General features: G+C 59.3%; 28 protein-coding genes. 15 read left to right on the top strand and 13 right to left on the bottom strand.

Features of this window, described 5'->3' with window-relative positions:
• Nucleotides 1-90 precede the first annotated feature (90 nt).
• The 4 genes from BLW03_RS18815 to lnt form a co-directional block, all read right to left on the bottom strand.
• Complete coding sequence (locus BLW03_RS18815; RefSeq protein WP_074655516.1) at nucleotides 91-492, bottom strand: CoA-binding protein; 402 nt, start codon at nucleotides 490-492, stop codon at nucleotides 91-93.
• A complete protein-coding gene (locus BLW03_RS18810; RefSeq protein WP_074656159.1) occupies nucleotides 489-995 on the bottom strand; it encodes a DinB family protein in 507 nt (168 codons plus the stop codon). The genes BLW03_RS18815 and BLW03_RS18810 overlap by 4 nt, the downstream gene beginning before the upstream one ends.
• A gap of 42 nt (nucleotides 996-1,037) precedes the next feature.
• A protein-coding gene (gene prfB, locus BLW03_RS18805; protein WP_212733236.1) for a peptide chain release factor 2 occupies nucleotides 1,038-2,163 on the bottom strand; the annotation gives its coding sequence in 2 pieces (ribosomal slippage) (nucleotides 1,038-2,093 and nucleotides 2,095-2,163; 1,125 coding nt in all).
• A gap of 4 nt (nucleotides 2,164-2,167) precedes the next feature.
• Nucleotides 2,168-3,724, bottom strand: a complete 1,557-nt coding sequence (gene lnt / locus BLW03_RS18800; RefSeq protein WP_212733235.1) for an apolipoprotein N-acyltransferase — start codon at nucleotides 3,722-3,724, stop codon at nucleotides 2,168-2,170.
• Between the two features lie 72 nt (nucleotides 3,725-3,796).
• Between lnt and BLW03_RS20730 the strand changes: the two genes are divergently transcribed.
• The 3 genes from BLW03_RS20730 (at nucleotide 3,797) to BLW03_RS18790 (ending at nucleotide 6,820) form a co-directional block, all read left to right on the top strand.
• Nucleotides 3,797-3,961 carry a hypothetical protein gene (locus BLW03_RS20730; protein WP_170835082.1) on the top strand — a complete coding sequence of 55 codons (165 nt, stop codon included), beginning with the start codon at nucleotides 3,797-3,799 and terminating at the stop codon, nucleotides 3,959-3,961.
• Between the two features lie 115 nt (nucleotides 3,962-4,076).
• Nucleotides 4,077-6,455, top strand: coding sequence for an APC family permease (locus BLW03_RS18795; protein ID WP_074655514.1), 2,379 nt, complete (start codon nucleotides 4,077-4,079; stop codon nucleotides 6,453-6,455).
• A 98-nt stretch (nucleotides 6,456-6,553) separates the two neighbouring features.
• Entirely contained in the window at nucleotides 6,554-6,820 is a 267-nt protein-coding gene (locus tag BLW03_RS18790) for a hypothetical protein (RefSeq protein WP_074655513.1), read from the top strand.
• Nucleotides 6,821-6,884: 64 nt separating this feature from the next.
• Here BLW03_RS18790 and BLW03_RS18785 read toward each other — a convergent pair whose 3' ends face one another.
• Nucleotides 6,885-7,502, bottom strand: a complete 618-nt coding sequence (locus tag BLW03_RS18785; RefSeq protein ID WP_074655512.1) for a class I SAM-dependent methyltransferase — start codon at nucleotides 7,500-7,502, stop codon at nucleotides 6,885-6,887.
• Between the two features lie 61 nt (nucleotides 7,503-7,563).
• Complete coding sequence (locus BLW03_RS18780; RefSeq protein WP_074655511.1) at nucleotides 7,564-7,902, bottom strand: bactofilin family protein; 339 nt, start codon at nucleotides 7,900-7,902, stop codon at nucleotides 7,564-7,566.
• Nucleotides 7,903-8,031: 129 nt separating this feature from the next.
• Between BLW03_RS18780 and BLW03_RS18775 the strand changes: the two genes are divergently transcribed.
• On the top strand, nucleotides 8,032-8,895 hold the full coding sequence (locus BLW03_RS18775) for a hypothetical protein (RefSeq protein WP_074655510.1): 864 nt from the start codon (nucleotides 8,032-8,034) through the stop codon (nucleotides 8,893-8,895).
• A gap of 1 nt (nucleotide 8,896) precedes the next feature.
• On the opposite strand, the gene menC is transcribed toward BLW03_RS18775, so the two are convergent.
• From menC to mazG, 3 genes are read right to left on the bottom strand one after another with little or no spacing between them, the layout of a single operon-like run.
• Nucleotides 8,897-10,006, bottom strand: a complete 1,110-nt coding sequence (gene menC / locus BLW03_RS18770; protein ID WP_074655509.1) for an o-succinylbenzoate synthase — start codon at nucleotides 10,004-10,006, stop codon at nucleotides 8,897-8,899.
• Between the two features lie 10 nt (nucleotides 10,007-10,016).
• The gene (locus tag BLW03_RS18765) at nucleotides 10,017-10,805 is read right to left on the bottom strand and encodes a GNAT family N-acetyltransferase (protein ID WP_244502163.1); all 789 of its coding nucleotides are present in this window, start codon (nucleotides 10,803-10,805) and stop codon (nucleotides 10,017-10,019) included.
• Nucleotides 10,769-11,581 (bottom strand): nucleoside triphosphate pyrophosphohydrolase, encoded by an 813-nt coding sequence (gene mazG, locus BLW03_RS18760; RefSeq protein WP_074655507.1) that lies wholly within the window; start codon nucleotides 11,579-11,581, stop codon nucleotides 10,769-10,771. Before mazG ends, BLW03_RS18765 begins: the two co-directional genes overlap by 37 nt.
• Before the next feature lie 40 nt (nucleotides 11,582-11,621).
• Between mazG and BLW03_RS18755 the strand changes: the two genes are divergently transcribed.
• Nucleotides 11,622-11,825: a DUF3311 domain-containing protein gene (locus BLW03_RS18755; protein WP_074656157.1), complete on the top strand. Its 204-nt coding sequence runs from the start codon at nucleotides 11,622-11,624 to the stop codon at nucleotides 11,823-11,825.
• Between the two features lie 18 nt (nucleotides 11,826-11,843).
• Here the strand turns inward: BLW03_RS18755 and BLW03_RS18750 are convergent, their stop codons facing one another.
• Entirely contained in the window at nucleotides 11,844-12,365 is a 522-nt protein-coding gene (locus BLW03_RS18750; RefSeq protein WP_074655506.1) for a DinB family protein, read from the bottom strand.
• Between the two features lie 46 nt (nucleotides 12,366-12,411).
• On the opposite strand from BLW03_RS18750, the gene ffh reads away from it, so the two are divergent.
• The 5 genes from ffh to BLW03_RS18725 all read left to right on the top strand — a co-directional run bounded on the left by ffh (nucleotide 12,412) and on the right by BLW03_RS18725 (nucleotide 16,695).
• On the top strand, nucleotides 12,412-13,806 hold the full coding sequence (ffh, locus tag BLW03_RS18745; protein ID WP_074655505.1) for a signal recognition particle protein: 1,395 nt from the start codon (nucleotides 12,412-12,414) through the stop codon (nucleotides 13,804-13,806).
• A gap of 65 nt (nucleotides 13,807-13,871) precedes the next feature.
• The gene (locus tag BLW03_RS18740; RefSeq protein WP_074655504.1) at nucleotides 13,872-14,387 is read left to right on the top strand and encodes a VIT1/CCC1 transporter family protein; all 516 of its coding nucleotides are present in this window, start codon (nucleotides 13,872-13,874) and stop codon (nucleotides 14,385-14,387) included.
• Nucleotides 14,388-14,497: 110 nt separating this feature from the next.
• Complete coding sequence (locus tag BLW03_RS18735; protein WP_244502162.1) at nucleotides 14,498-15,424, top strand: dienelactone hydrolase family protein; 927 nt, start codon at nucleotides 14,498-14,500, stop codon at nucleotides 15,422-15,424.
• 113 nt (nucleotides 15,425-15,537) lie between these two features.
• Entirely contained in the window at nucleotides 15,538-15,987 is a 450-nt protein-coding gene (locus BLW03_RS18730) for a VOC family protein (RefSeq protein ID WP_074656155.1), read from the top strand.
• 39 nt (nucleotides 15,988-16,026) lie between these two features.
• Complete coding sequence (locus BLW03_RS18725; protein WP_074656154.1) at nucleotides 16,027-16,695, top strand: peroxiredoxin family protein; 669 nt, start codon at nucleotides 16,027-16,029, stop codon at nucleotides 16,693-16,695.
• A gap of 195 nt (nucleotides 16,696-16,890) precedes the next feature.
• On the opposite strand, the gene BLW03_RS18720 is transcribed toward BLW03_RS18725, so the two are convergent.
• Nucleotides 16,891-18,624: a bifunctional transaldolase/phosoglucose isomerase gene (locus BLW03_RS18720; RefSeq protein ID WP_074655503.1), complete on the bottom strand. Its 1,734-nt coding sequence runs from the start codon at nucleotides 18,622-18,624 to the stop codon at nucleotides 16,891-16,893.
• Nucleotides 18,625-18,807: 183 nt separating this feature from the next.
• On the opposite strand from BLW03_RS18720, the gene BLW03_RS18715 reads away from it, so the two are divergent.
• The 3 genes from BLW03_RS18715 (at nucleotide 18,808) to BLW03_RS18705 (ending at nucleotide 22,298) form a co-directional block, all read left to right on the top strand.
• Nucleotides 18,808-19,677 (top strand): IclR family transcriptional regulator domain-containing protein, encoded by an 870-nt coding sequence (locus tag BLW03_RS18715; protein ID WP_083350647.1) that lies wholly within the window; start codon nucleotides 18,808-18,810, stop codon nucleotides 19,675-19,677.
• Between the two features lie 141 nt (nucleotides 19,678-19,818).
• On the top strand, nucleotides 19,819-21,030 hold the full coding sequence (locus BLW03_RS18710) for a glycosyltransferase family 2 protein (RefSeq protein WP_083350646.1): 1,212 nt from the start codon (nucleotides 19,819-19,821) through the stop codon (nucleotides 21,028-21,030).
• Between the two features lie 14 nt (nucleotides 21,031-21,044).
• A complete protein-coding gene (locus BLW03_RS18705; protein ID WP_074655502.1) occupies nucleotides 21,045-22,298 on the top strand; it encodes a glycosyltransferase 87 family protein in 1,254 nt (417 codons plus the stop codon).
• Here the strand turns inward: BLW03_RS18705 and BLW03_RS18700 are convergent.
• Nucleotides 22,256-23,026, bottom strand: a complete 771-nt coding sequence (locus BLW03_RS18700) for a thiazole synthase (RefSeq protein WP_074656151.1) — start codon at nucleotides 23,024-23,026, stop codon at nucleotides 22,256-22,258. The two genes, BLW03_RS18705 and BLW03_RS18700, sit on opposite strands and share 43 nt — an antisense overlap.
• A 422-nt stretch (nucleotides 23,027-23,448) precedes the next feature.
• Between BLW03_RS18700 and BLW03_RS18695 the strand changes: the two genes are divergently transcribed.
• Entirely contained in the window at nucleotides 23,449-23,667 is a 219-nt protein-coding gene (locus tag BLW03_RS18695; protein WP_074655501.1) for a DUF3185 domain-containing protein, read from the top strand.
• Between the two features lie 60 nt (nucleotides 23,668-23,727).
• Here the strand turns inward: BLW03_RS18695 and BLW03_RS20500 are convergent, their stop codons facing one another.
• The gene (locus BLW03_RS20500; protein WP_139285256.1) at nucleotides 23,728-23,877 is read right to left on the bottom strand and encodes a hypothetical protein; all 150 of its coding nucleotides are present in this window, start codon (nucleotides 23,875-23,877) and stop codon (nucleotides 23,728-23,730) included.
• A 140-nt stretch (nucleotides 23,878-24,017) separates the two neighbouring features.
• Between BLW03_RS20500 and BLW03_RS18690 the strand changes: the two genes are divergently transcribed.
• A complete protein-coding gene (locus BLW03_RS18690; protein ID WP_074655500.1) occupies nucleotides 24,018-24,935 on the top strand; it encodes a prepilin peptidase in 918 nt (305 codons plus the stop codon).
• The last annotated feature ends 21 nt before the right edge of the window (nucleotides 24,936-24,956 follow it).

The following is a 24,956-nucleotide window of genomic DNA, read 5'->3' as shown; positions in this document are numbered from 1 at the left end:
CAACATCGGATCACGCCCACCCGTTAGTAAAAACTGATTGAAGAGGGATGCCTGGAGGCTGATTCCTTAAAGGCGACCCGATTGTGTCGGCTAACGGCCTCGCATGCGGTGTTCGACCATGATGCAGCGGTCCATGACGACGCGGATGCCGGCTGCTTCAGCCTTGGCTGCGGCCTCGGCGTGGCGGATGCCCTGCTGTACCCAAAGATCGGTCAGGCCGAGCTCGATCATCTCGTCGACGATGCCGGGGATCGCCTTGGGCAAGCGAAAGACATTCACTACGCCGGGCCTTTCGGGCAGGTCTTTGAGTGAGGCGTAGCAGGTTTCCCCCAGGACGGACTGGACGGATGGATTTACGGGCAGGATGCGCTTCCCTGCCGTCTGCATATAAGCCGAGACGTAGTGGCTTGGCTTTGACGGGTCGTCGGATAGCCCCACGACGGCAATGGTCTTTGCCGCGAGCATGCCTGCAATGTCTTCCGGGGAGTTCATGCGTGCCCTTTCTTCGGCTGCCATACCCCCAGCAACCGGCGCGTCACGATCAACTCGCCTGTATGGTACGACTCGTGATCCGCGATCAACAGTGCCTCGCGCAGCAGGTTCTGCTTCCCATCGCCCCACGGGAAGGGCTCCGTCAGGTCACGTTCCGCAAGCAGCTTTTCGAAGGCTGCGCGATCCTTGCGCATCTCCGCGACGCTCTTATCCCAGGCGTGCGCGTCGGGCGGCACAGGAGACTTGGGCCAGTAGTCGTCCGGCCACTTCATCTCTTTGTAGGTTCCGTCGGTGTTGTCGCTGAACTCGAGAATGTCTCTCTGTGCGATACGAATGTGCTCGAGCAACTGCCAGGGAGAGTATGGCAATCCTTGCGGCACCTGGCCCTGCGCTTCGGCAGGAATGCCAGTCACGGCGTCGTCGAGCTTCGCATGAGCCTGCCCGCCGTCGAGTAGAGCCTTCAGTTGATTCTTCAGTTCGGATTCGAGTGTCGTCTTCGCCATGCTGAGTAAGATGCAGCCCAACATAGCGAAGACTTACTTCGCTTAGTCGATGTCTTCCACGGGACCAGAAGGTCCACCCTCACGCCGCATCTTCAGGAAACCGCGGATGAAGGGTTGCAGATCGCCGTCGAGCACCCGATCCACATCGCCCACTTCCACGCGTGTGCGCAGGTCCTTAGCCATCCGATAGGGCTGCAGAACATACGAGCGGATCTGCGAACCGAAAGTGTTGTCGCTCTTTGCATCTTCGAGTTTCTTGCTAACCGCGCGCTTCTTCTCCAGCTCGAACTCGTAGAGGCGTGACCGCAACATCTTCATCGCCTTCTCTTTGTTTTTGTGCTGCGACCGCTCGTTCTGGCAGCCGGCGACAATACCGGTGGGGAGGTGCGTAATGCGAACAGCGGAGTCGGTCGTATTGACATGCTGACCGCCCTTCCCGCCGGAGCGATACGTATCGATACGCAGCTCATCCGGCTTAATGTCGATGATGATCGTGTCATCGATCTCAGGCGATACAAAGACCGACGAGAAAGACGTGTGGCGCCGCTTCGCCGAATCGAAGGGCGAGATGCGAACAAGGCGATGGACGCCGGTCTCGCCATTCAGCAGGCCGTACGCGAAGTCACCAGTGATCGTAAATGTGGCGGACTTAATGCCGGCCTCGTCGCCGTCCTGAATTTCATTGATCTCGGTCTTGAACCCCTGCCTCTCGGCCCAGCGCAGGTACATGCGCATCAGCATCTCGGCCCAGTCCTGACTCTCTGTACCGCCGGCGCCCGGATGGACTGTGACGATGGCATTCAGAGGATCACTCTCCTGCGAGAGCATGGTCTTCGAGTCAAGTTGCTCGGCGAACTCGTCGACGTCCTTGATGGCCTTTGCGAGCTCCGACTCGACGTCTTCGCCTTCCTTCGCAAGTTCGAAGTAGGCGTCGATATCGTCTGTGCGACGAGCGAGTTCTGCATCATCCGAGAGCAGCGTCTCCAGGCGCTTGCGTTCGCGCATGAGCGGTTGTGAACGCGCGGCATCGGCCCAGACCGCCGGGTCGGAGATGTCCGTTTCAACGACGGCTAATTGCTTCTTGAGTTTGGGCGAGTCAAAGATACTCCCGCAGATCGCGCACGCGGGCACGAACCGGGGAGTAGCTGTATTCCAGGTCAGTCAACATGACTTCAGTCTACCGCCCGCCTGGGTGTAAGCGCCGCGTAAGCCAGCAGGGCGATTGCGAACAGCGTGCAGGCGTACGCGAAGAGGTCGCCGTGCAGCGTATAGAACGTCTTGTCCGAGAGGTAGTCGAAGTGGACAGCAACGGCTCCGCGCTGGTTTCGTTGCATCGTCTCAACCACGCGGCCGTTGGGATCGATGGAAGCGGTGATGCCGTTGTTGGTGTCGCGAAGGAGCCAGCGACGGTTTTCGATGGCGCGCATACGCGCCATGTTCAGGTGCTGGAACGGCGCGCTGGTATCGCCATACCAGCCATCGTCGGACAGGTTCACCAGCACCTCTGCACCATTACGCGCGAACTGTCGTATCTCATCACTGAAGATGGATTCGTAGCAAAGGAACACGCCATAGCGATGGCCGTCCGCGTCGATGGTTGCGCGGCTGCTACCCCGATCAAACGTGCCCACCGCCTGCGTCAGGCCACTGGCGAAGCTAAAGAGGTTGGCGTACGGGACAAATTCCCCGAATGGCACTAAGTGGATCTTGTCATAACGCGCGGCATAGCCACTGCCCGGCTTGAAAAGCAGCGCGGAGTTATAGACGCGATAGCCCCGCTGGATCGATGGGTCCTGCACGTAGCCGACTGCGCCAGAGATGACCGGCGCATGCGTTTCAGAGGCAAGGCCACTTACCGTGGAGACGAAGCCAGGTTTCTGCGTATCGAAGGGCGACGGCGATTCCGGCCACAGGATCACGCGCGCTGGAGAGTCATCGAGCACGGAGGCCTGCAACGAAAGTCCGGCAGAACTGCGTGCAAGAGTCCCTGCGTCAGCACTCTCCCCTCCCGTGACCGAGAGGTTGGGCTGCAGCAGCACAGCCTTTTGAGAACCGTGCCGGATGGGCGCCTGCATCATCCAGCCGAAGTTCTGGACGCCTGTTGCGATCACCGCCGCTACCAAGGCGACGGTGGTGGCGACGCGCCGCCTGGGCAGAACGATAGCCGCCGCAATCGCAGCGTTTCCGGCAGCCAGTACGAAGCTCAACCCATAGACACCGGTGACGGGGGCAAGCGATGCCAGGACGGCGTTGTCGACCTGCGAATATCCCAGTAGATTCCAGGGAAAGCTGGTGACCCGCGCACGGGCAAGCTCCACCGCGATCCAGAGAAAGGGTGCGGCCATCAGCGCGTATACGGCACCGGCTCGGCGCACCATGTGCAGCAGGACCGCGAATAACGCGTGATAGAGCGCCAGGTACATGCAGAACAGAAGCATGACCAGCATCGCGACAGGAACCGCCATGCCGCCGTACTGATGCATTGTGAAGTAGATCCAATAGCACGTGCCCAGATACCAAAGCACACCGTTCAGATACCCGACGAGTGCGGCCTGCCGCATCGTCCAGGCGGCGCCGGCGGACAGGAGCATCCATAGCAATGGGATAAGCGCGAACCATGACAAAGCAGAGCGCCAAGCGGGCAGCGGTCCCGCTACAGGGAAGATAACGATCTGCAGGACGCTGGCGAGCAGCAGCGCTGTCAGGACTCGGCTGGAAAGGACGCGCATCGCGTTGGAGTCTAGCATCCTGCCTCGTTTAACGTTGCTGCGAGCCTCGCTGACAGGCATACAATGAAGATCATGCTCGACCTGATTGTCCGCGCCATTTCGCATGTACTGGTACCCATGTTCCTGATTGGCATGGGAGGTTCCGCGATCGTGGTTGCGATCACAGTGGTTCATGACATTCACGACTTCTTCTCGGATAACGGGGAAGAAGCCACCTCTCCCGACGGTCTGAGCTAGTAACTGCGTGCACAGGCGATTGACTCTCCCACATCGTCGCAGTACACTCCTCGCTGGGCGATGCTTTCCGCCGAGGCAACTCAGGCTACGCCGGAAGACGAGTTCCCTTTAACCAATGGCGTCAAAACGCATTCCCGCACCGACGCAATCCAGCCGAGTTCGCCTGGTAGTCGCATCCTCCGTGATGCTGACGTTTATCTCCTTCTGGCGCGCCGCCGCCATCGTTCTCAACGATCTTGGCTCGTCCGCTTTCTATGCAGGCGGTATCGCCGAGGAGGCTGTCGGCAAGTCTGCTCCCTGGCTCATCCTGGGTGTCATGCTGTTCTCGTACGCGGTTCGTGCCGTGTATGTCGAGAGCTGTTCCATGTACACGCGCGGGGGCGTCTACCGCATCGTGAAGGAAGCCTTGGGCGGTACCTTCGCCAAGATCAGTGTCTCCGCCCTGATGTTCGACTATGTCCTGACGGGCCCGATCTCCGGCGTTTCGGCAGGGCAATATATCGTGGGCCTGTTCAACGGCCTGCTGATCGAGATGGGTTCGTCCCACCACTTCCACGCGATGGTGACAAATGCTGCGGGGACCACGCGGCAGTTTGACGTCAATCACACCTCTGCCGGCATTGCCATCATCATCACGCTGTACTTCTGGTGGCAGAACATCAAGGGCATCGAGGAATCGAGCGAGAAGGCCCTGACCATCATGAAGATCACCACTATCATGGTGATCGTTCTGATCGGCTGGGGTCTGTACAGCGTGGGCCACTACGGCGCGCACCTGCCACCTCTTCCCACGCCCTCGAACCTCAAATTCTCAGATTCTTCGCTTGGCTTTCTGAAGCACACAAGCTTTGCAAAGAGCCTTGGTCTCTTCGGTATCCTCATGGCCTTCGGCCATTCCGTACTGGCCATGAGCGGCGAAGAGTCACTCGCACAGGTCAATCGCGAGATCGAACATCCCAAACTACAGAACCTGAAGCGCGCGGCGCTGATCATCGCGATCTACAGCACGATCTTCACCGGCCTTGGTTCCCTGCTTGCCGTCATGCTGATCCCCGACGGGGTTCGCGTCAGCGTCTACCGCGACAACCTGATCGCCGGCATGGCCATGTACATGGTCGGCCCCCTGGCGATGCGCGTGGCCTTCCGCGTTTTTGTTGTGATCGTCGGCTTCCTGATTCTTGGCGGTGCAGTCAATACGGCCATTGTCGGTTCTACAGGCGTGCTGATGCGCGTTGCAGAAGATGGCGTGCTTGCAGATTGGTTTCGCAAGCCGCAACGTAAATTCGGCACCAGCTATCGCATCGTCAACCTGGTTTGCATCATCCAGCTGTTTGTCATCATCGTCACGCGCGGTGATGTCATCATGATCGGCGAAGCGTATGCCTTCGGCGTGATCTGGAGCTTTACCTTCAACGCGCTGGCCATGCTTGTGCTGCGGTGGAAGTACAAAGGCGAACGTGGCGCGAAGGTCCCGCTCAACCTTAAGATTGGTAAAACGGAATATCCCATTGGCCTGGCCTGCGTCTTCCTTGTGCTGCTGACCATTGCGATCGTGAATCTGTTTACCAAGTCCGTCGCGACTGTTAGCGGCATCATCTTTGCCGTCGCCTTCTTCATCATTTTTTCGTTATCTGAGCGTGACAACAAACGTCGCCACAAGGCAACGGAACGGCAGATGAAGGAACACTTCCAGCTGGAGCACTCGGAAGAAGTGGGCCGGGATGACCTGGCGATTCGCTCAGGCGGCGTCCTGGTGACCATGCGCGACGCAGAAACACCTCATGCTTTAAAGTGGGCTCTTGCGCGCACGGATACCGATGATCAGGACCTGGTAGTTCTCGCAGCTCGCATGATGGGTGCTGGTGGTCCGGAATACGTGGACGCATCCGAGCAGCTCTTCAGCGAGCACGAACAGATGTTGTTTACCAAGGCTGTTTCCGTCGCTGAGAGTTTCGGCAAACACATCGGTCTTGTCGTGGTTCCAGCTGGCGATGTCTTCGCTGCCATTGTTCGCACTGCAAACTCTTTGGATGTCGCAGCGGTCGTCTCTGGCCTCTCGACGAAGCTAACGGCGCAGGAACAGGCTTACCACGTAGGCCAGGCATGGGAGGCTTTGCCCGAGCCGAAACGGCAGTTCACCTTCTACGTCGTGCCGCCTGCCGGTGAAGCTGAGAGTTTCCATATAGGGCCGCATACGCCAAGCATTCCTGCCAGCGATGTACAGCTTGTGCACCGGCTGTGGCTGAATATGCGGCGCGATCCTGATATGGAACACCTGCACCACTCCGATATAGTTACCTTCGCACTTACTCGTCTCGCATCCTCTTATGCAAACGACCGAACTGCGACCTCGCAGCAACTGCGCTTGAACATGGATGAACAGAGCCAACGGCGCGGTCTTGGTGCCGTATCGCGGTTCCAGGACGTTGACGATGAGGGGCCCGGATATTCCCTCACCGCCGCTGGAACAAGCGTTAATATTCCCGAAAAATAACTACTTCGTAACCCAAAGTAGTTACTCGAAAGATCGAATCTCCCGAGCAGAATGGTCTACACTTGTGTTCGGAGCGAGAGCTCTCAGGAGGCTACACTTTGGAAGTAAACCGCATCCTCGCAGAGATTGATGCCCAGATCGCGAAGCTACAGCAGGCCCGCGCGTTATTGGCAGGCTCCGGCACAACCGCAGCACCCGTCGTTGCGAAAAAAGCCGTCGGTCGTCCGCGCAAGGTAGTTGCACCGCCGCCAGCAACCAAGAGCACCAGCTCCAGCCGCAAGAAGCGCAACCTGAGCCCCGAGGCGCGCAAGCGTATCGCGGATGCACAGAAGAAGCGCTGGGCTGACCGCCGCAAGTCTTCGTAAGATTCTTCCAGATCGTGAAAGAGGGAGCGCCCAGGCGCTCCCTCTTTTCGTTATCCAAAAGTTGTCAGCGGGTTACAACCACCTCGCGAAGATTATCTTTCGCGAGGAAGAACTTGTAGCTGCCGTATTCGCTGAAGAGCTTCTCGATCTGCCGGTTATTGAGAATCTCTTTCACAGGCTGATCGGACATCTGCTGTGAATCCACCTGGCCGTCTTCACGCAGATGATAACGGTGAAAGCCGTTCTCCGGCTTCGTATGGAAGAACGCCAACAACTGACCGCCCGGGACAAGCGCCTGGTGCAGACGGCCAATGACCGCCTCGCGCAGATCAGCCTGAAGAAAGTCCGCAGTATCCCAGAACAGAACGGTGTCGAATTCCCTGCCCCGGAAGTTCAGGTTCTCATCGAGGAATGCTTCGACAGGAAAAGCGCCATCAGCCTCTGTGGGCGACCAACGAGGATCGGACACCTCAGAGACCAGGTTGGACATATAGATGCTGTGACCAAGACCGGTAAGAAAGTTGATGTTGATGGACGACGTCGGCCCGATGTCCAGGATGCGCTGTCCCTCATCTGCGCGCAGCAGCTTCAGCAGGTGAGTCCACCCGCTCGAGACGCGTGGAATCCGCGCGCTTTCCTTTGCCGCTGCATTACGGGATTCAGAACCGCCAAACAGACGCACATCTACCTCCGGTATCTACGGCGCACCTGGCGCCCATGCCGTGTGAAGCTGATTCGATCGCTTATGCTTCTTTCGTACCGCTCAGGAGGACGTTGCCCTTAAGGTAAGCGGTGTCCTCAACGCTAAGACGCGCCACTGTGAGATTTCCCGTTAAGGACGCCCCTTTGCGCAACTCCACGCGTCCGCTCGCGATCACATTACCCTCACACCGTCCCAGCAGGATAGCGTCATGGACGTGTAGGTCTGCGAATATCTCCGCATTCGGACCGATTGTCAGGCGACTCTCCGTCAGCTTGATGGATCCTTCAACTTTGCCGTCAATTACCAAATCCTCAGAACCGACAATTTCGCCGCGCACTGTAATGGACTTGCCTAAGACCGTGGATACTTCTCCTGCCATCGTTACGCGCTCCCTCACTCGACCTGCGGTGAGTCTAACCAACGCGCACCCGGGTGGCAACGCGCCGTCGCTATAAGTCACTCATCGGTACACTAGCCACAATCTGGCTGCAGGACTTTTGATCGCACAATGAAACTTCCGCTAACGTTCCTCTTCGCTGCCGGCGCGCTCGCCGCCTTCCTGCTTCCCGCAGCACATGCAGTGCCGCATGCTGCAGCAGCCGAAGCGATCACGCAGGAAGAAGTGCCTGCGTTGATCGCCGATGCAGTGAAGTACCAACTGGAAGACTTTCATCACACGACGTGGGCTCTCCGCTATCGCGTTCACCGAATCGATACCAGGGATGACAGCGTCCGCGAGTTAATCGAAAGCGCTGATGGCAATGTGGCCCGCACGCTGATGCGGCATGGCCATCCATTGACTAGCGAAGAGGCGGCGGATGAGGAGAAGCGTCTGCGGTCCGTGTCCGCGGCAGAGCTTTTGCGGCGCCGGCGTAATTCGGACTCGTCAGATAAATACGGTATCGAGTTGATCAGCGCTCTACCGACTGCGATGGAGTACACGCTGGTATCCGGTCAGCCACAGTTGCCGCAGTTCACGAGGCCGCAGGTCGTGCTGAACTACACACCGAATCCGAAATACCATCCCCAAACGACAGCCCAACAACTCCTCCTCGGAATCGCCGGCCGCATGTGGATCGATGCTGAAACGCACCATCTGCTGCGCATCGAGGTCAATGTCACAAAAAATCTGAACCTGATGTTCGGAATTCTTGCGCGTGTCTACCAGGGAGGAACGCTGACCTACGAGCAGCAGCCAGTGGGCGGCGGCCACTATGCGTATCGAGCCATCGACATCGACGTAAAACTGCGCGAGTTAATGGTGAAGGTCGTCCCCTACCATCAAACACTGACTGCGACTGACATCACGTATCTGCCGAAGGCGCCATCGGTCAGCGAAGCCGTGAATATGCTGCTGAACACCAAGCCCTGACCTAGATGCTCAGTCTCTGCTGCCGGACCGTCAATGCATCCACGCGGTCTTGCCTGACTTCGTATCCACGGCCCGCGGCGGTCGGGACCACGATCTCGCCTGCACTACTGACAATGACTTCCGGCTCGATGATGTCCTCGCTCCAGTAGCGTTTGGAGGCGGAGACATCACCCGGCAGTGAGAAGTTTGGCAGGCTGCTGAGAGCGATGTTCTGCGCACGTCCGATGCCGCTCTCCAGCATGCCGCCACACCACACCGGCACGCCATGCTGCCGGGCCACATCGTGCACCGCAATGGCCTCCGTGAAGCCGCCAACACGGCCAACCTTGATGTTGATGATGCGACCGCTTCCCAGTTCCAGTGCAGCCTGCGCATCACGCGCATTGCGGATACATTCGTCGAGGCAGATGGGCGTATTGATGCGCTTCTGCAATTGCGCGTGGAAGTAGAAGTCGTCATACCAGAGCGGCTGTTCAATCATTAGCAGCTTGAATTCATCCCACGACGCGATATGGTCCGCATCGCTGAGTTGATAGGCAGAATTCGCATCGCAGCTCAGCAGAATGTCAGGCCAGCGTTCGCGCACTGCGGCAAACATCTTCGAGTCATAGCCGGGCTGGCACTTCAGCTTGATTCGCTGATAGCCCGCGGCGACTTCTGTCTCTACTTTGGCCAGCTGCTGCTCGATAGATGGCTGCATGCCGATGGAGACACCGCAGGCGATCGTGTCACGCGTGCCGCCCAGCAGCTTTGCGAGCGAGATGCCTTTGACCTGTGCCTCCAGGTCCCACACCGCGTTCTCAAGCGCGGCCTTTGCCATGCGGTGTCCGCGCACCTGCAGCAGCATGGCGGGCACGTCGCGCCCCGCGGCGATGTCCTTACCGATCATGCGGGTTGCGAGTTCGTGCTCGGTGATGGTCCACGCCGTGTCGATCATCTCGTCCGAGAAGTAGGGGTGCTCACCCGCGACGCACTCGCCCCATGCGGAAAAGCCTTCGGACTGGACCTCGATGAGAAGGATGCGGCGATCGGTCGTTTTGCCGAAGCTGGTCACAAACGGATGCACCAGTGGCATCTTGATCTCACGCATTACGATTGCATCGATCTTCATCACGAATCTCCTAGGTCTTTCGCAGTTCAAGTTCGGCGGGCACTTCGCCCAGCAGGAAGAGGCCGGCTCCGTCGGCCTCGCGGTCATAGCCGATGATGCAGAGACCGTCGGCAAAATATTGCTGCAGACGTCCGCGCAGAACGGTCTGTGTCTTTTGCGCGCGCCGGTCGCCTTCAGCCTTCCACGCGTAAATCTGCGCCGGCACGGAGAGGCGCTCCAACACCCGCTCAGTGAATGGTTGCCGGGCCATTACGCGCTCCGCATGCGCGGACTTGACCCACCACTCGGCATAAAGCCGATCCGTGGGAAGACCGCCCTGTAAAGGTGACGACGATGCGCCGTAGAAGTTCGGAACATACCTTCGGCTGATGGCGCCCAGCCGCGACAGATTGAAGAAGGCGTTCTTGATCTCAAGTGGATCGTATGTCCATTCGATGACCTGGATCCCCTGCTCAATAGCCAGCTCACGTTGCGCAAGTTTCATGCGCCGCCCCAGGCCGCTGTTCCGGTACTCCGGCAGCACGGCGAGCATCTGCGAATGGATGTAGCCCATGCCGCGACGCTGCGCCGGCAGACCCAGGTTGAAGCCGACAAGCTTGTCGCCGTCGTAAGCGCCAAGCGCGTGGCCACCTAACTTCTCCGCAAGAAAAAAAACACGCCGCGGCAGAATTTCTCCCGCGGAGTATTGCCAAGTCTGCTGCTGTAGATCAACGCAAGCTTCGAATTCTTCCTGCGTTGTAAGACGTGCAATGCGCAGTTCGCTCATGCCTGCCTCTCCGCTGCCTTTGCGTTGTCCCATAGCGTGTCTTTTTCCTGTAAGGACAGTCCTTCAAAAGCATCTCCTGCTTCCACTTCCATGGCACGAAAGCGTCGGCGAAACTTTGCATTCGCCTTGCGCAGTGCCTGCTCCGGATCGACCTGTAAGTGCCTTGACAGGTTTGTGAGGACGAAGTACAGATCGCCGATTTCCTCTTCCAGCTTCGCGACGTCGGGCGATTCAGTAACTTCCGCGCGGACCTCTGCGATCTCTTCCTGCACCTTGTCGAAGAGGCCTGTGACGTCGGGCCAGTCGAAGCCTACCTTAGCTGCTTTGGAGCCTAGCTTGCGCGCTTCAACGAGTGCCGGCATGAACTGCGGCACATCGGCCATCAGGCCCTCGTCGCACTTGGGCTTTCCTGCTCGCTCCTGCTGCTTGACCGCTTCCCACGTGCGATTCACGTCACTGGCGGTCTCAGCGACAGCGTCCGCGAAGATATGTGGATGACGACGGATGAGCTTCGCGCTGAGGCCGAGCACGACCTCCTCAATGTTGAAGTGGGCGTCGTCCGCAGCGATCTGCGCATAGAAAATGACCTGCAGCAGCAGGTCGCCGAGTTCATCGCGCAGTTCGGGCCATGCGCGGCGATCGATGGCATCGAAAACTTCGTAAGTCTCTTCAAGCGTATGCGGCTTGATGGAATCCATCGTCTGTTCGCGATCCCACGGGCAACCGCCCGGACCACGGAGTTGCGCCATGATGCGGACGGCTTCTGCGAAGGCTTCGCCTGCTGCCTGTGCCGATGAGTTGTCGATCATGCGTCCATCGTATCAATCGCGATGCAGTATGCTGCTGAACATGGATCGTGACGAGCAAACATCCGGACCGAACAGGGCTCTTTGGCTGCTGGTTATTCCTGTGCTCGCGCTGATTTTTCCCGGCCTGTATAACCACGAGACGCCCACGCTCTTCGGCTTTCCATTCTTTTACTGGTATCAGTTGGCATGGGTGTTTGTGGCGACGGCGGTGCTTGGGCTTGTCTACAAACTGACAAAAAGCTAGCTTCGAACTGACGAAGAATTAGCTGCCCTGCGCATCGCGCAGCGCCATCACAACCTTGGCCGTTGTGATCAGTTGTCCCGTGTGGCGCTGCGTGTGTTCGGCGATATGGATCATCAACCCCGCCAGTGTCGTTGGTAGACCCGCGCGTCCCACGCTGCGGGGCTTGATCAGATCCTCGAGAGGCAAAGTCATCACGAATCGCCTTACATCCCGGACTGACGCGGTGAACTCCTGGAAGAGCGCCTCTCGATTATTGCCGGGCGTCCGCTCTGTCCCCAGAGCCAGCAACTGGTCTTCCGACAGGCTCCCTGCACTGGCGTAGGTCGTCAGGCGGTCAATGCTGCGGGCGATATGACGCATCTGGAAGGCAACGGAGGGTAACCCGAGCGGCTCAAGTTCCAAAGCCTCACTGTCCAAATCGCGCGTCCATCGATGGACATCCTCCTCGGCCAGTTCCAGAGCATGTACGACCGCCCGGCGGACCGGATCGATGTCCGTGTGGGTACCACGCAGCCATGGTTCTACTTCGTGCTCAGCCATTCCGGGTCACCTCCGCTTCTCACTGATAAACTTACGGGGATAAGCCATGTTTGAAAACCTCCAGGAAAAGCTTCAGCGCACCTTTAAGAACCTTCGCGGCCAGGGCACCATCACGGACGAGAACATCTCCGAGGCGCTGCGGGAAATTCGCCTCGCCCTGCTTGAGTCCGACGTTAACCTGACCGTCGTCAAAGCGACGATCGACCACATCCGCGAGAAGGCCATCGGCACGCAGGTAGCAACCGCCCTGTCGCCGACCGAGCAGATCATCAAGATCGTGCACGATGAGCTGGTCGAGATCCTCGGCAAGGACACGGCGAAGTTCAAATTCAGCTCGCAGCCGCCGTCGGTCATTTTGATGGCGGGCTTGCAGGGTTCTGGTAAGACGACCACCGCGGGCAAGCTGGCCGCGTGGCTGAAGAAGGGTGGACACCGGCCCATGCTGGTGTCGGTCGACGTCTACCGCCCGGCCGCGCGTGAGCAGCTGGCTATCGTCGCCAAGAGCGTTGGCGCACAGATTTACATCGGCAAAACCGGCGAAGTAGAAGCCGGCACGCCGCTAGTCGAGCGGCTGGCGAAGGAAGCACTGCGCGAAGCTCGGAACTTTGGCAACGACGTACTGATCGTCGATACCGCCGGCCGACTTGGCATCGACACCGCGCTGATGGAGGAGATGAGCAAGCTGAAGGCGCTGCTCAATCCCTCGGAGATTCTGTTTGTTGCGGATGCGATGACCGGCCAGGACGCTGTGAATTCTGCCGATGCCTTTCACAAGCAGCTTGGCATCACCGGTGTTGTGCTGACGAAGATGGACGGCGATGCTCGCGGTGGCGCGGCGCTTTCGATCCGCAATGTCACAGGCGCACCCGTAAAGTTCCTGGGTACCGGTGAGAAACCGGATGCATTCGAACCCTTCCACCCGGACCGTATCGTTTCGCGCATCATGGGCATGGGCGATCTGCAGACGCTGCTGGAACGCGCGGAAGAGAAGCTCGATCGCGGCAAGGCAGAGGAGTTCGCGAAGAAGGCTCTGAGCGGTGATGGCTTCTCGCTCGAAGACTTCCGTGACCAGCTTCGCCAGATCAAGAAGATGGGCTCCATGCAGTCGATCCTGAAGATGATGCCGAGCGTTGGCCCCTTCCAGGGTCTGCAACAGGCAGCAGAGAACGTGGACGAGGGCCAGTTGACGCGGACCGAGGCCATCATCAACTCGATGACGACCAAGGAGCGGCTGAACCACGAGATCATCAGCGGATCGCGGCGTAAGCGGATTGCTGCGGGCAGCGGTACGTCGGTTCAGGAAGTGAACCAGTTGCTGAAGCAGTACGGCCAGATGCGCAAGATGTTCAAAGGCCTGGGCAGCGGCGGTGGCAAAATGCAGCGTCGCCTGATGAGCCAGATGGGCAGCATGGGACGTGGCGGCGGTGGTTTCGGCCGCTAGTCTCCCTCTTTTATGGACTGTTTTGATCGCACTTTCTTTGGCGATTTCTCCGCATCTACAAAGGAATGGCTACGCAGACACAGCGTGTTGACACGCTTAAGGAAGTGTTCGCAGACGAGCAAAAGTTCCTGCTTCGCATCGTGCAGCCAGGCCTCGTAGGCCTGATGGATGGGTCCGTATCAACACTGGCGCCCATCTTCGCCACAGCCTTTGCAACGCATAGTTCCAGGACAGCATTTCTCATTGGCGCGGCTGCTGCGGTCGGTGCGGGCATCTCCATGGCCTTCTCCGAAGGCTTGTCCGATGACGGTGAACTTACGGGTCGCGGCAGTCCCATCGTCCGGGGCCTCGTCACGGGCCTGATGACGTTCATCGGCGGCTTCCTCCACACGCTGCCGTTCCTCATTGCAAATGTTCACACGGCCCTGATCTATGCGTACCTGGTGGTCGGCGTCGAACTGATGGTGATCTCCTGGGTTCGCTATCGCTTCATGAAGACGAGCTTCAGTCTGTCGATTCTTCAGGTCGTCGTTGGCGGCGGACTCGTCTTCCTCTCCGGCATCCTGATTGGACAGTCCTAAGGCCAGCTCAAATCACGGGACGAGAGCTTCGAGTCAGTGACGGTGCAGTGACAACTAATCCGTGATTTCACCGTTGCGCGTCGCTGCGGGGTTTGACTAGACTCCTCCGCATGAGACTCAGTCTGAAGACCGCCGCAGCAGCCGTTATCGTTTGCGCCTCCACCGCCGTCATCCATGCGCAGGACTGGGCTGTGAAAAAGCTGGACGCATCGCCTCGCCACCACGAGTACGTCACGCTGCAGGCTGGCGGCAAGCCGATCCAGGCCTTCGTCGTCTACCCCGAAGTGAAGAACAAGGCGACCGCCGTGGTGCTGATCCCGGAGATCTTCGGCCTGAGCGCGTGGGCGAAGACCATGGCCGACGATCTGGCTGCCGCGGGCTATGTTGTGATCGCGCCCGATGTGCTGAGCGGCATGGGTCCGAATGGTGGCGGCACGGATTCGTTTGCCAGCATGGATGCGGTGACGAAGGCTGTCAGCGGCCTCGACAACAGCGTTGTCATGGCCGACCTGGACGCGGCCGCGGACTACATCAAGAAGGTTCCTGCTGCGAATGGCAAGTTGGCCGTCACTGGATTCTGCTGGGGAGGCGGCAAGAGCTTCGCGTTTGCTACACATCGGAAAGATCTGAGCGCGGCGTTCGTCTTCTATGGCCCACCACCAAGCGATGCCGACATGGCGAATATCAACGTGCCCATCTACGGCTTCTACGCGGGTAACGATGCGCGTATCGATGCGACCATCCCTGCGACCATTACCGCGATGAAGGCCGCCGGCAAGACCTACGAGCCGGTCACGTATGACGGTGCGGGCCACGGCTTTATGCGTGCCGGCGTGGATCCGACGAACACGGTCGAGGGCAACAAGACGGCCCGTGAGCAGGGCTTTGCGCGGATGAAGGCGGAGCTGGCGAAGATCGACAAGATGCCTGCCGGCAAGCCCCATGCTGCGCTGTATTCGCCCGTGCCGCGGAAGAAGGCTGTCGCGGACAAGGCGAGCGCGATGCAGTGCCATGACATGAACATGAGCGGCATGTAGTTGCTCTTGGTATTGGCACAGCTGAAGCTGTGCCCTCCCAAATCGTTCTGTCCCAGGACATGAACCCGCACTTGAAGGACACGGCAGACGCCATGACCTTCTGGAGATGGCAAATGGCTGTTTCAGCTTCAAAGATTACCCCTTTCCTTTGGTTCGACGGCAATGCCGAGGAGGCCGTCGACTATTACCTTTCCGTCTTCCCGAATGCGAAGAAGACCGGAGGCCTGACAGCCCCTGACGGCAAGGCGATTACGGTTTCGTTTGATCTGGAGGGTTTGACCTTCACGGCGTTGAATGGTGGACCACACCACAAGTTCAATAAGGCCGTCTCCTTTGTCGTTCATTGTGAGGACCAGGAGGAGATCGACTATTACTGGGACAAGCTGACAGCGGACGGTGGCTGCGAGGTGCAGTGCGGCTGGCTGGACGACAAGTTCGGTCTGTCGTGGCAGATCGTCCCGGACAACATCTTCCATCTCCTGAAACACCCGAAGGCAATGCAGGCGATGATGCAGATGAAGAAGTTCATCATCGCCGACCTGGAAGCCGCGGCTCGGGAGTGACCCTCGCGCCGGCGCTCTCAAGCTGAGAGAATGGATGCAATGCCGCAATTGCAAAGCAAGCTCGACGAGATTACCCACAACACCCGCAAACTGGTGCAACCGGAACGACTGGCCATCAGCGAGCAGACGATCGCCGAGCTTTTCGAGACCGGCATTGAAGATCGGGTCTTGGCTGCAGGAGCGACAGCCCCGGAGTTCACGCTGCCGGACGCGATCTCCGGCAAGCCGATCCGGTCGACCGACCTGCTGGCGCTGGGGCCACTCGTCATCAACTTCTTCCGCGGTCGCTGGGATCCTTATTGCGTCACGGAGCTTGAGGTGTGGCGGGATCTGTATCCGGAACTGCGCGAGCGCGGTGCGTTCATCGTCGCCATCTCACCGGAGACGCTGCGCCAGAGCGACTTCGCCGTGCAGCAGTACGGCATTCCCTACCCTCTTCTGCAGGATGCCAACTCCGCACTGGCCGAGCAGTTCGGGATCGCATATAGCGTCTCCGCGGCACTGCAGCGTTATTACCGGTCCATCCTGGTAAACATTCCATTCATCAACAGCGGCAAGAACGTGATGGCTCCTGTGGACGACGCTGTCTGGAAGATGCCGCTGCCAGCAACGTTCGTCGTAGGGCAGGACGGTGTGATTCGCTTCGCCGAGGCACACGCGGACTTCAGAGTCCGGCCTGAGCCCGAGGACGTGCTCGCAGCTCTTTAGTTCGCCACCGCCCAATGCCCACTCTCGACACCCCACCCCACTCTTTGCGGAGCATGGGGTTGGGCTGTCGCGGTCAAGCATGAACGCTTCCGCCGAAAAGTATGGCTCGCGCTACGCACGAATGCCCCACTCGTTCGCGATAGAGCCTGCGAAAAAATGGGGCACACGATACGCAATCGGTGTTCGCCGAATGGCTTACGCGAGTGCTTCGACCATCGCGACACCAAGAGCATTCAGGCCCTTGGTCACATCTGCGCCCAGGTGCACGCGCAGTGCACGACGTCCACGCTGCTGCAGTACGGCGAGATCGCCTGCTGCCTGTGCATCAATGACAACGCCGAAGGTGTATCGCGCATTCGGGATCGCAAGGTCTGCTGCGTGATCCGCGGTGATTTGCAGGAAGACTCCCGTGTTCGGTCCGCCCTTGTAGTCCTGGCCGGTCGAGTGCAGGAAGCGCGGGCCGAAGCCAAGGCAGGTAGCCACCGTTTCGCGGTCACGCACCATCATGCGGAAGCGCTGGATCAATTCCTCATGCGCCTCAGTCATCTCGATATAGGCGAGCGTCGCGAAGTAGTCATGGGGCTTGATCTGCGCGAGATGCGCCTTCAGGTACTCGGTAAGAGTCTTGCCGCCTGCGGTGGTCGACAGCGTGAGGCCGTAGGCTTCGTCGGCATAGAGCTTGATGCCATCCACGTCGAGGATCGGCTCATGCTCAGCGAGCTTGCCGGTCTGGGTGTACTCATCGGTCAGCTTGCGCGTCTCGATTTTCGCTGCTTCCACGTCAGGCTGATTGAAGGTGTTGATGCCCATCACCGAACCGGCGACGGCAACAGCGATCTCCCACAGGAACATAATGGCGGGCAGCTCATAGACGTCATCGATGGTGAATTGCACCACGGGATGACCGGCCGCAGCGAGAGCTTCGACAGCGGCGTCCTGCGCAGCGTTGTCGCTGGTGCTGAGACGGATGTAGGCGAAGACGCGGTCCTTGCCGTAGACACTGGGCGGGCCGACAGGCTCGCGGTCGACGGGCGTGATGCCCTTGCCGGTCTTGCCGGTAGACTCGGCGATCAACTGCTCAAGCCATGCGCCCAGATCGAAGATCTCCTTCGAGGTGAAGAAGGTCAGCTTGTCCATACCGGCGTTATGAGCGTCGCCGAGAACGATGCCCAGCAGCGCGCCCGCATTGCTGGCGACGTCGGCCTTGTGTGCGACATCAACCCCACGCTTCGCCTCTGCGAGGAATCGCGGAACATCCAGGCCGGCAACGGCTGCGGGGACGATACCAAAGTTGGACAGAGCCGAGAAGCGGCCGCCGATGGTCTTGTCACCATAGAAGATGTGGCGGAAGCCGTCGGCCTTTGCCACTGCTTCCATCTTGCTGCCAGGATCGGTCACGGCGATGAAGTGCTTGCCGGCATTGCCCGCACCGACTTCCTTCGCCATTTCGCTGAAAAAGTAGTCCTTCAGGATGTTCGGCTCCAGGGTGGATCCGCTCTTTGACGAGACGATGCAGATCGTCTTCTTCAGATCGACGGCGGCGCGTGCGGCAGCGACCTGCGCGGGATCGGTCGAGTCGACGATGTGCAGCTTGGGGAAGCCGGGCTGCTGGCCGTAGGTAAGCGACAAAACCTCAGGGCAAAGGGACGAGCCGCCCATGCCGAGGAGCAGGGCGTGAGTGAAGCCGGTGCTGCGAATGTCTTCGCGCAAAGCGGCGAAAGACGCGAGATCAGCCTGCTGGCGCTCCACGATATCAAGCCAGCCGAGCCAGATCGATTCATCATCGCTGCCCGTGGCGGAGGTCCAGAGCGATGCATCCTTCGCCCAGAGACGGCTTAGCTTACCGCCCGATTGCCATTCGGCTGCGGTGCTGGTGACGGTGCTTTGGAGCGCGGACGGGAGCGAAATCTGCAGATCTAACGAGCTCATAATGCCTCTCATTCTATGGGAGGCAGGGTCGCGTCCGCGTCACTCAATCGGGTTGGCCCATGCCAAACCTTGCCAGCGACAGAAGTTGCACCATTGCGCGGCCTGTGGGAAGGCGGCTACACTGAAAGTGCGTTTATCGCTCATCTGCGCGTTATTCGAACAGCAACGTTCGTTTGCCAGCAAATGAGCCGATCCAATGAGGTGATCTCCGTGTCCGTGCTGCCTGTGCCTGCTCCCGCCGCCGTTGCTGAACCGCCCGTAAAGGTCTCGCCCGCAAAGGCGCTTGAGATCTACCAGGGTGACGCGAATTTCATGACCTCGCTGGCGCGCGGCCTTACGGTGCTGGAGACGTTTACCCAGCAGACACCGCAGATGACCATCTCGCAGCTCTCGAATAAAACCGGTCTGAGCCGCGCCGCCGTTCGCCGCTGTCTTTATACGCTGAACAAGCTGGGGTACGTAGGGTCAGAGGACGGCCAGCGCTACAGCCTGCGTCCGAAGATGCTGACGTTGAGCCACACGTACACGGTGAGCAATACGCTGTCGTCTGCTGCGCAGCCCATTCTGGAGCGCATGAGCGAGAAGCTGAACGAGAGCTTCAGCGTAGCGACGCTCGATGGGGATGAGATCGTTTACATCGCCCGGACGCAGGTCCAGCGCGTGATGAGTGTTGATCTCCACATTGGTAGCCGTCTGCCGGCGTATTGCACCAGCATGGGTCGCGTCATGATCGCCTCCCAGCCTCCCGACGAGGTGGAACGCTACCTCTCGCGGGTCGTCCTCAAGCCATTTACTCCTCGCACGGTCAACACCGTAGAGAAGTTGCGCATGCTGTTGCGCAATGTGCGACGCAACGGCTATGCGGTCTGCGACCAGGAATACGAGGTGGGCCTGCGCTCGATGGCGGTGCCGGTCTACGCGCCAAGCGGCAAAGTGATTGCAACCATTAATCTAAGCGGCCATGCCCCACGGATGCCTATGATGGAGATGCAGGCGCACTTTCTGCCTTATCTGCGCCAGGCCGCCAATGAACTGAGCGTCTTTCTGCGCTAGCTTGTCGTATTGCCCATATCGGGACGCCTTAATCTGCTTTCTGTAAGTATGTAAACCGCTGCCCCCCTTTGCGCGTCGCAGGATGGGAGTCAGTGGGCATTTGCATCGGCAACTGCCAGAAAGATTGGTGTCTTCTCGCGTATGCCCGTCCAATCGGCTTTTGAGCCTGAGCACATCCTGCCCCTCAATCACCCGGTTCCGGCGGGACACTGCCTCGACCTCGCCGTGGTCTTGCCGACCTTCAATGAGCGCGACAATGTTCCGCTAATCCTCGCCGAGCTTGCACAACATCTGCACGGCTTGCGGTGGGAGGCGATCTTCGTCGATGACGATTCGCCCGACGGAACCGCAGAGGTAGTGACGGCGTGCGCCGTCGACACGCCAAATGTGCGACTGATCCACCGTGTCGGCCGCCGCGGCCTCGCGTCCGCCTGCATTGAAGGCATGATGGCCACCCACGCGCCTGTGATCGCCGTAATGGATGCCGATCTGCAGCATGACACCGCGATCCTGCCACAGATGCTTCGTCGACTGCGGCGCGAATCCCTTGATGTCGTCGTGGCCACACGGAACTCCGTTGGCGGCAGCATGGGTGACTTCAAACGCGGACGCGTCATGCTGAGTCGCTGCGGACAAAAGATCAGCCAGTCCATCTGCCGCTGTGAACTCACGGATCCCATGAGCGGTTACTTCCTCCTGCGGCGCGAGTTTCTGCAGGAGGTCGTCCGGGATCTGCAGGGCGAGGGCTTCAAAATCCTGGTCGATCTCCTGGCATCGTCACGTCGCCCGGTTCGCGTCGGCGAGGTTGGTTATACCTTCGCGGCACGCCGGCATGGCCAGAGCAAGCTGGACATCGTCGTGGGAATCGAATACCTCTTCATGGTGGCCAACAAGCTGCTTGGCAATGCCCTGCCGCCTCGAATGGCGGTATACCTTCTGGTCGGCGGCTGCGGTCTCCTGGTACACCTGGTGACCCTGCTGACACTGATGCGGCTACGCCACATGCACTTTGTCGAAGCTCAATTTTTTGCCACCACCTTTGCCATGGTCGCGAACTTCTTCGCGAACAACCGCATCACCTTCCGCGACCGCCAACTGAAAGGATCGCGGCTGCTGCCGGGCCTGGCAAAGTTTGCGCTGGCCTGCTCCTTCGGAGCATGGGCGAATGTCGTCCTCTCGCGCGCATTGCTGCAATCGAATGTGGAATGGTACCTGGCCGGTCTTTCGGGCATTGTCCTGGGATCGGTCTGGAATCTTTCCGTGAGCAGCGTCTTCACCTGGCCGGCACGCCGCCGGTCTTCCTCGTCGCAGCCGGAAGAACGATTTGCGTCCGTGATTGAGGCCGTCCGCTGAGAGACTCTGGTACGTTGAACGGATCGAGCCGTATCCATCGCAATTCTGTTCTGCTGCTATGGGTGCTCGCGCTTGCGGTATTTCCGGTATGGGTGCACTTCGACGCTCCCGGCTGGGACGTTGCCATCTATGCCAAGGGCATGCACGATGCTGCAGCGGGTCTGGACCCTTATGAGCAGGCAATGGCTGTGCAGCGCGCCTACCATGCTGCTCATTCCCTGCAGGCTGGTGTTGCGCCCCCATACAGCTACGTCTACTCACCAATTACCCTGCCTTTGCTGAGGGCCATTGCACATCTGCCCGAATGGTTCAGCGGCTCAGTCTATTGGCTGCTATACGCGACAGGCGCACTGGTGCAGATCTGGGTCAGCATGCGCTTTTTGAAGAGCCGGGAGCTCCGCATCTTCGCTTATGTAGCTCCGGTAACCTTTTTCTTTCCTGGGCTGCTGGCGAACGGCACCATTCAGAGCGGCAATATCGCCTACATTCTGTATGCCCTGGTCTTTGCAACGGCGGTTTACGGTTGGAGACGGCAGAACTGGTGGTCGTTCTATTGCGCGGTCGTCCTTGCATCGTGCGTCAAAGCGCCCTTGCTGAGCCTTGTCGTCATCGCCCCGCTCTCAGCCCGTCGGCAGATGCTGCCAGCCGTCGCGACCGTTGCAGCAGGAACGTTGCTGTTCGGCATACAGCCGGTGCTTTGGCCATCGCTCTTCCGGCATTACCTCCAGGCCGTCGAGCTTCAGTTCAGCTTCAACCGTGACTTCGGATGCAGCCCCGCTGGACTGTTCAGCGCCATTCGCTTCGATCACGGTCTGCCGTACGCGCCGGCAAGCTACTTCGTTTACCTTGCCTATGCGCTGCCACTGCTGGCCTGCATGGTCTACCTGTCGCGACGCTTCCTGCGCGGCGATTTCACACTGCAGGATTGGGCTCCACTGTTACTGGTCGGAACGATTCTGTTAAATCCGCGGCTGCTGGAATATGACGTCGCGCCCATCACGTTGCCGCTGGCGCTGCTCGCCTGGCGCTGGATCACGAATTTAGATCGTTTCCGTGTAGCGGCAGGAGTGTTTGCAATCGTGTTCTTCCTGGTGGCGAACGGCCTGTCGATCTACAGCTGGGAGATCCGGAAGCAGATCGATGGACCGCTGCTCGTCATCCTGTTCCTCGCTGGTGCCTGGACGCTGCTGCGCACAGCACGGACAGACACCAGGGAGACCGGAGACTATCGCGAGACGCCTTCCATGGGCGAACTGGCCGAGGCGTAGAGTCGGCGTGGCATCCGGCCCGCAAGGAACGCCTGGCGGCCGGCGAGAACGGCATTCCCCATCGCTTCCGCCATCAAGACAGGCTCACGCGCTTCTGCGATCGCCGTGTTCATCAAAACGGCGTCGAAGCCCATCTCCATCGCCACCGCAGCGTCGCTGGCTGTTCCTACGCCTGCATCCACAATCAACGGTACTTCCGTGATCATCTCCCGCAGGATGCGCAGGTTGGCCGTGTTCTGCAGGCCCAGGCCGGAACCGATGGGCGCTCCCAGCGGCATGACCGCGGCCGCGCCGACATCGATTAATCGCTTAGCAAACACAATGTCATCAGAGGTATACGGCAATACCGTAAAGCCTTCCTTGACCAGAACCTCTGTTGCTAACAGCGTTCCTGCTACGTCGGGATAGAGGGTGCGCTTGTCCCCAATGACCTCGATCTTCACCCAATCCGAAAGACCCACTTCGCGGCCCAACCGTGCGGCACGGATCGCTTCTTCGCCCGTGTAGCAGCCAGCCGTATTCGGCAGCAGGAAGTAGCGCTGCGGATCGATGAAGTCCAGCAGCGACTCCGAGGAGCGGTCGAGATTCACGCGGCGGACCGCGACCGTGACCATCTCCGCGCCCGACGCTTCGATCGCGTCACGTGTCTCCGCTCCATCTTTGTACTTGCCCGTTCCAACGATCAGCCGTGACTGAAAGGCCTTGCCTGCGATAACCAGAAGTTCCATGGACTCCATTCTAAGACCGGAATGCTTCCCATTCTGTGCTTGTCGTCACCGCCAAAAAGCAACGGCCCGGGTCATGATGACCCGAGCCGTTACCGGTGAACTGTTGAGATTGACCTGAGGCGTCCACTCATTTGGAGGGCCTCGGCGGAGTTTGCTGATGATCGTTCTTTCGGCAAAAACACTTGCCAGGTCTAGAGCGGAACGCCCTAAGCCTCAGTCACCTCACGTACTGTTGAACCACACAAATAACTGTCAGATTTCATAGGCTGGATCATCCTCCTTTCCCGTGTAGAGACAACATACGCCCGGAAGCCGCGCCGCTGCAAGCCGCACGGTGCGTCGGTTTCCGCCACACGCAAAGCATCCTCTTTCCCGTGCTTCCCGTCACACGGCCAGTTGTTCTTTCCCGGAGGTAAGTCCTTATGAAGGCATTGGTTGTGGTTGGTGTGGTGTTGATCCTGGCGGGTGTCGCCAGCCTTGTAACAGGTGGCTTCTCCTTCACGCATCAGAAGAAGGACGTGGATGCCGGCCCCATCCAGATCAGCCACGAATCGACGAAGCACGTACCGGTCGGCCCGATTGTGGCTGGTGTGCTGATCGTTTGCGGGCTGGGACTTACCGTCGTCGGCGCCAAGAAGTAGATCGAGGCAAAGCAGTGAGGAGCCCGGCCCATGAGGCCGGGCCTGCCTTTTCTTGTAGCTCTAACCGTGTTTGAAGTACTGAATCGCGCGTTCATGCTTCTCTGCCGCAGCGCGTGTGGCAAAGGTGCCCAGGTTTTTCCGCTTGCCCGTCTTCTCGTCGGTCGAGCGGGAGTAGATGCGATATTCACCGGATTTGAGTTTGCGGATCATGAAGAATTCGATTGGCGGCAACCGACAACAGGTTTGCTGTGAGGCTGTGGCCGAAACGCCGGATAGCGCCAAAGCCTCGAGCAATGCATGACCACCTATACTTCAGCTCGAGCAATGCATGAGCACCTATACTTCAGTCTGTGCGAGCCGACCTACTCCTCCCAGCGATTGCGTTTCTCTTCGGTCTGCTGATTGGCAGCTTTCTCAACGTTTGTATCGCACGGCTTCCGCTGGATGAGTCGGTTGCGACACCGCGTTCGCGCTGCCCTGCCTGCGGCCACACCATCCGCTGGTACGACAACATTCCCCTGCTGAGCTACGCACTGCTGCGCGGACATTGCCGAGACTGCGGCGCCCCAATCTCATGGCGCTATCCGGCGGTGGAGCTCGTTACCGGCATCTGGTTCGCGCTATCCGCCCTGGTTGTGGCCCATGGGATAGATCTCTCCGGCGACATCTTCGCGAGGCTCATCGTTCACGCCGTTGGAATCGCTATGGTCGGCAGCCTTCTGATCGCACTGATGGTCATCGACTGGAAGCATCACTTACTACCCAACACGCTGACGATCCCGGGCATCCTGCTTGGACTGATCTTCGCGTGCGCGGAGGCGGTCTTTCTTGGCGACAATGAAGGCAACGTAATTCTGCAGCACGCCCCCGACATCAACAGCGCGAACGCTGGACGCAGCCCCGGCAACATCTTCCTGACGGGTGCAGAGCACCTGATCTTCGGCCGCCTGCTTGCGGCAATCGGCGCGTTCCTGCTGCTGTTCCTCATCCGCGTTGCTTATCGGGCAATCCGTAAACGGGACGGCATGGGTCTCGGCGACGCCAAGCTGCTGGCCATGATCGCAGCCTTCGTCGGCCTGGCCCCCACCGTCCTGTCGCTCTTCCTCGGCCTGATGCTGGCGACCTTCTATGCGACTGTCATGCTGCTCCGCCGACAAGCGGACGCCGCAACGCGGCTTCCTTTCGGCAGTTTCCTGTGCATGGGCGGGCTACTTGCCGCGCTGTATGGAGAGCGGATCACCGATGCCTATCTCGCTCTCTTCCGATAGCCATTCGACGAGGCGAGCACT

Origin of the sequence: Terriglobus roseus, from assembly GCF_900105625.1 — a bacterium.
Taxonomy (GTDB): Bacteria; Acidobacteriota; Terriglobia; order Terriglobales; family Acidobacteriaceae; genus Terriglobus; species Terriglobus roseus_B.
This window is presented reverse-complemented; position numbering and strand designations above follow the sequence as displayed.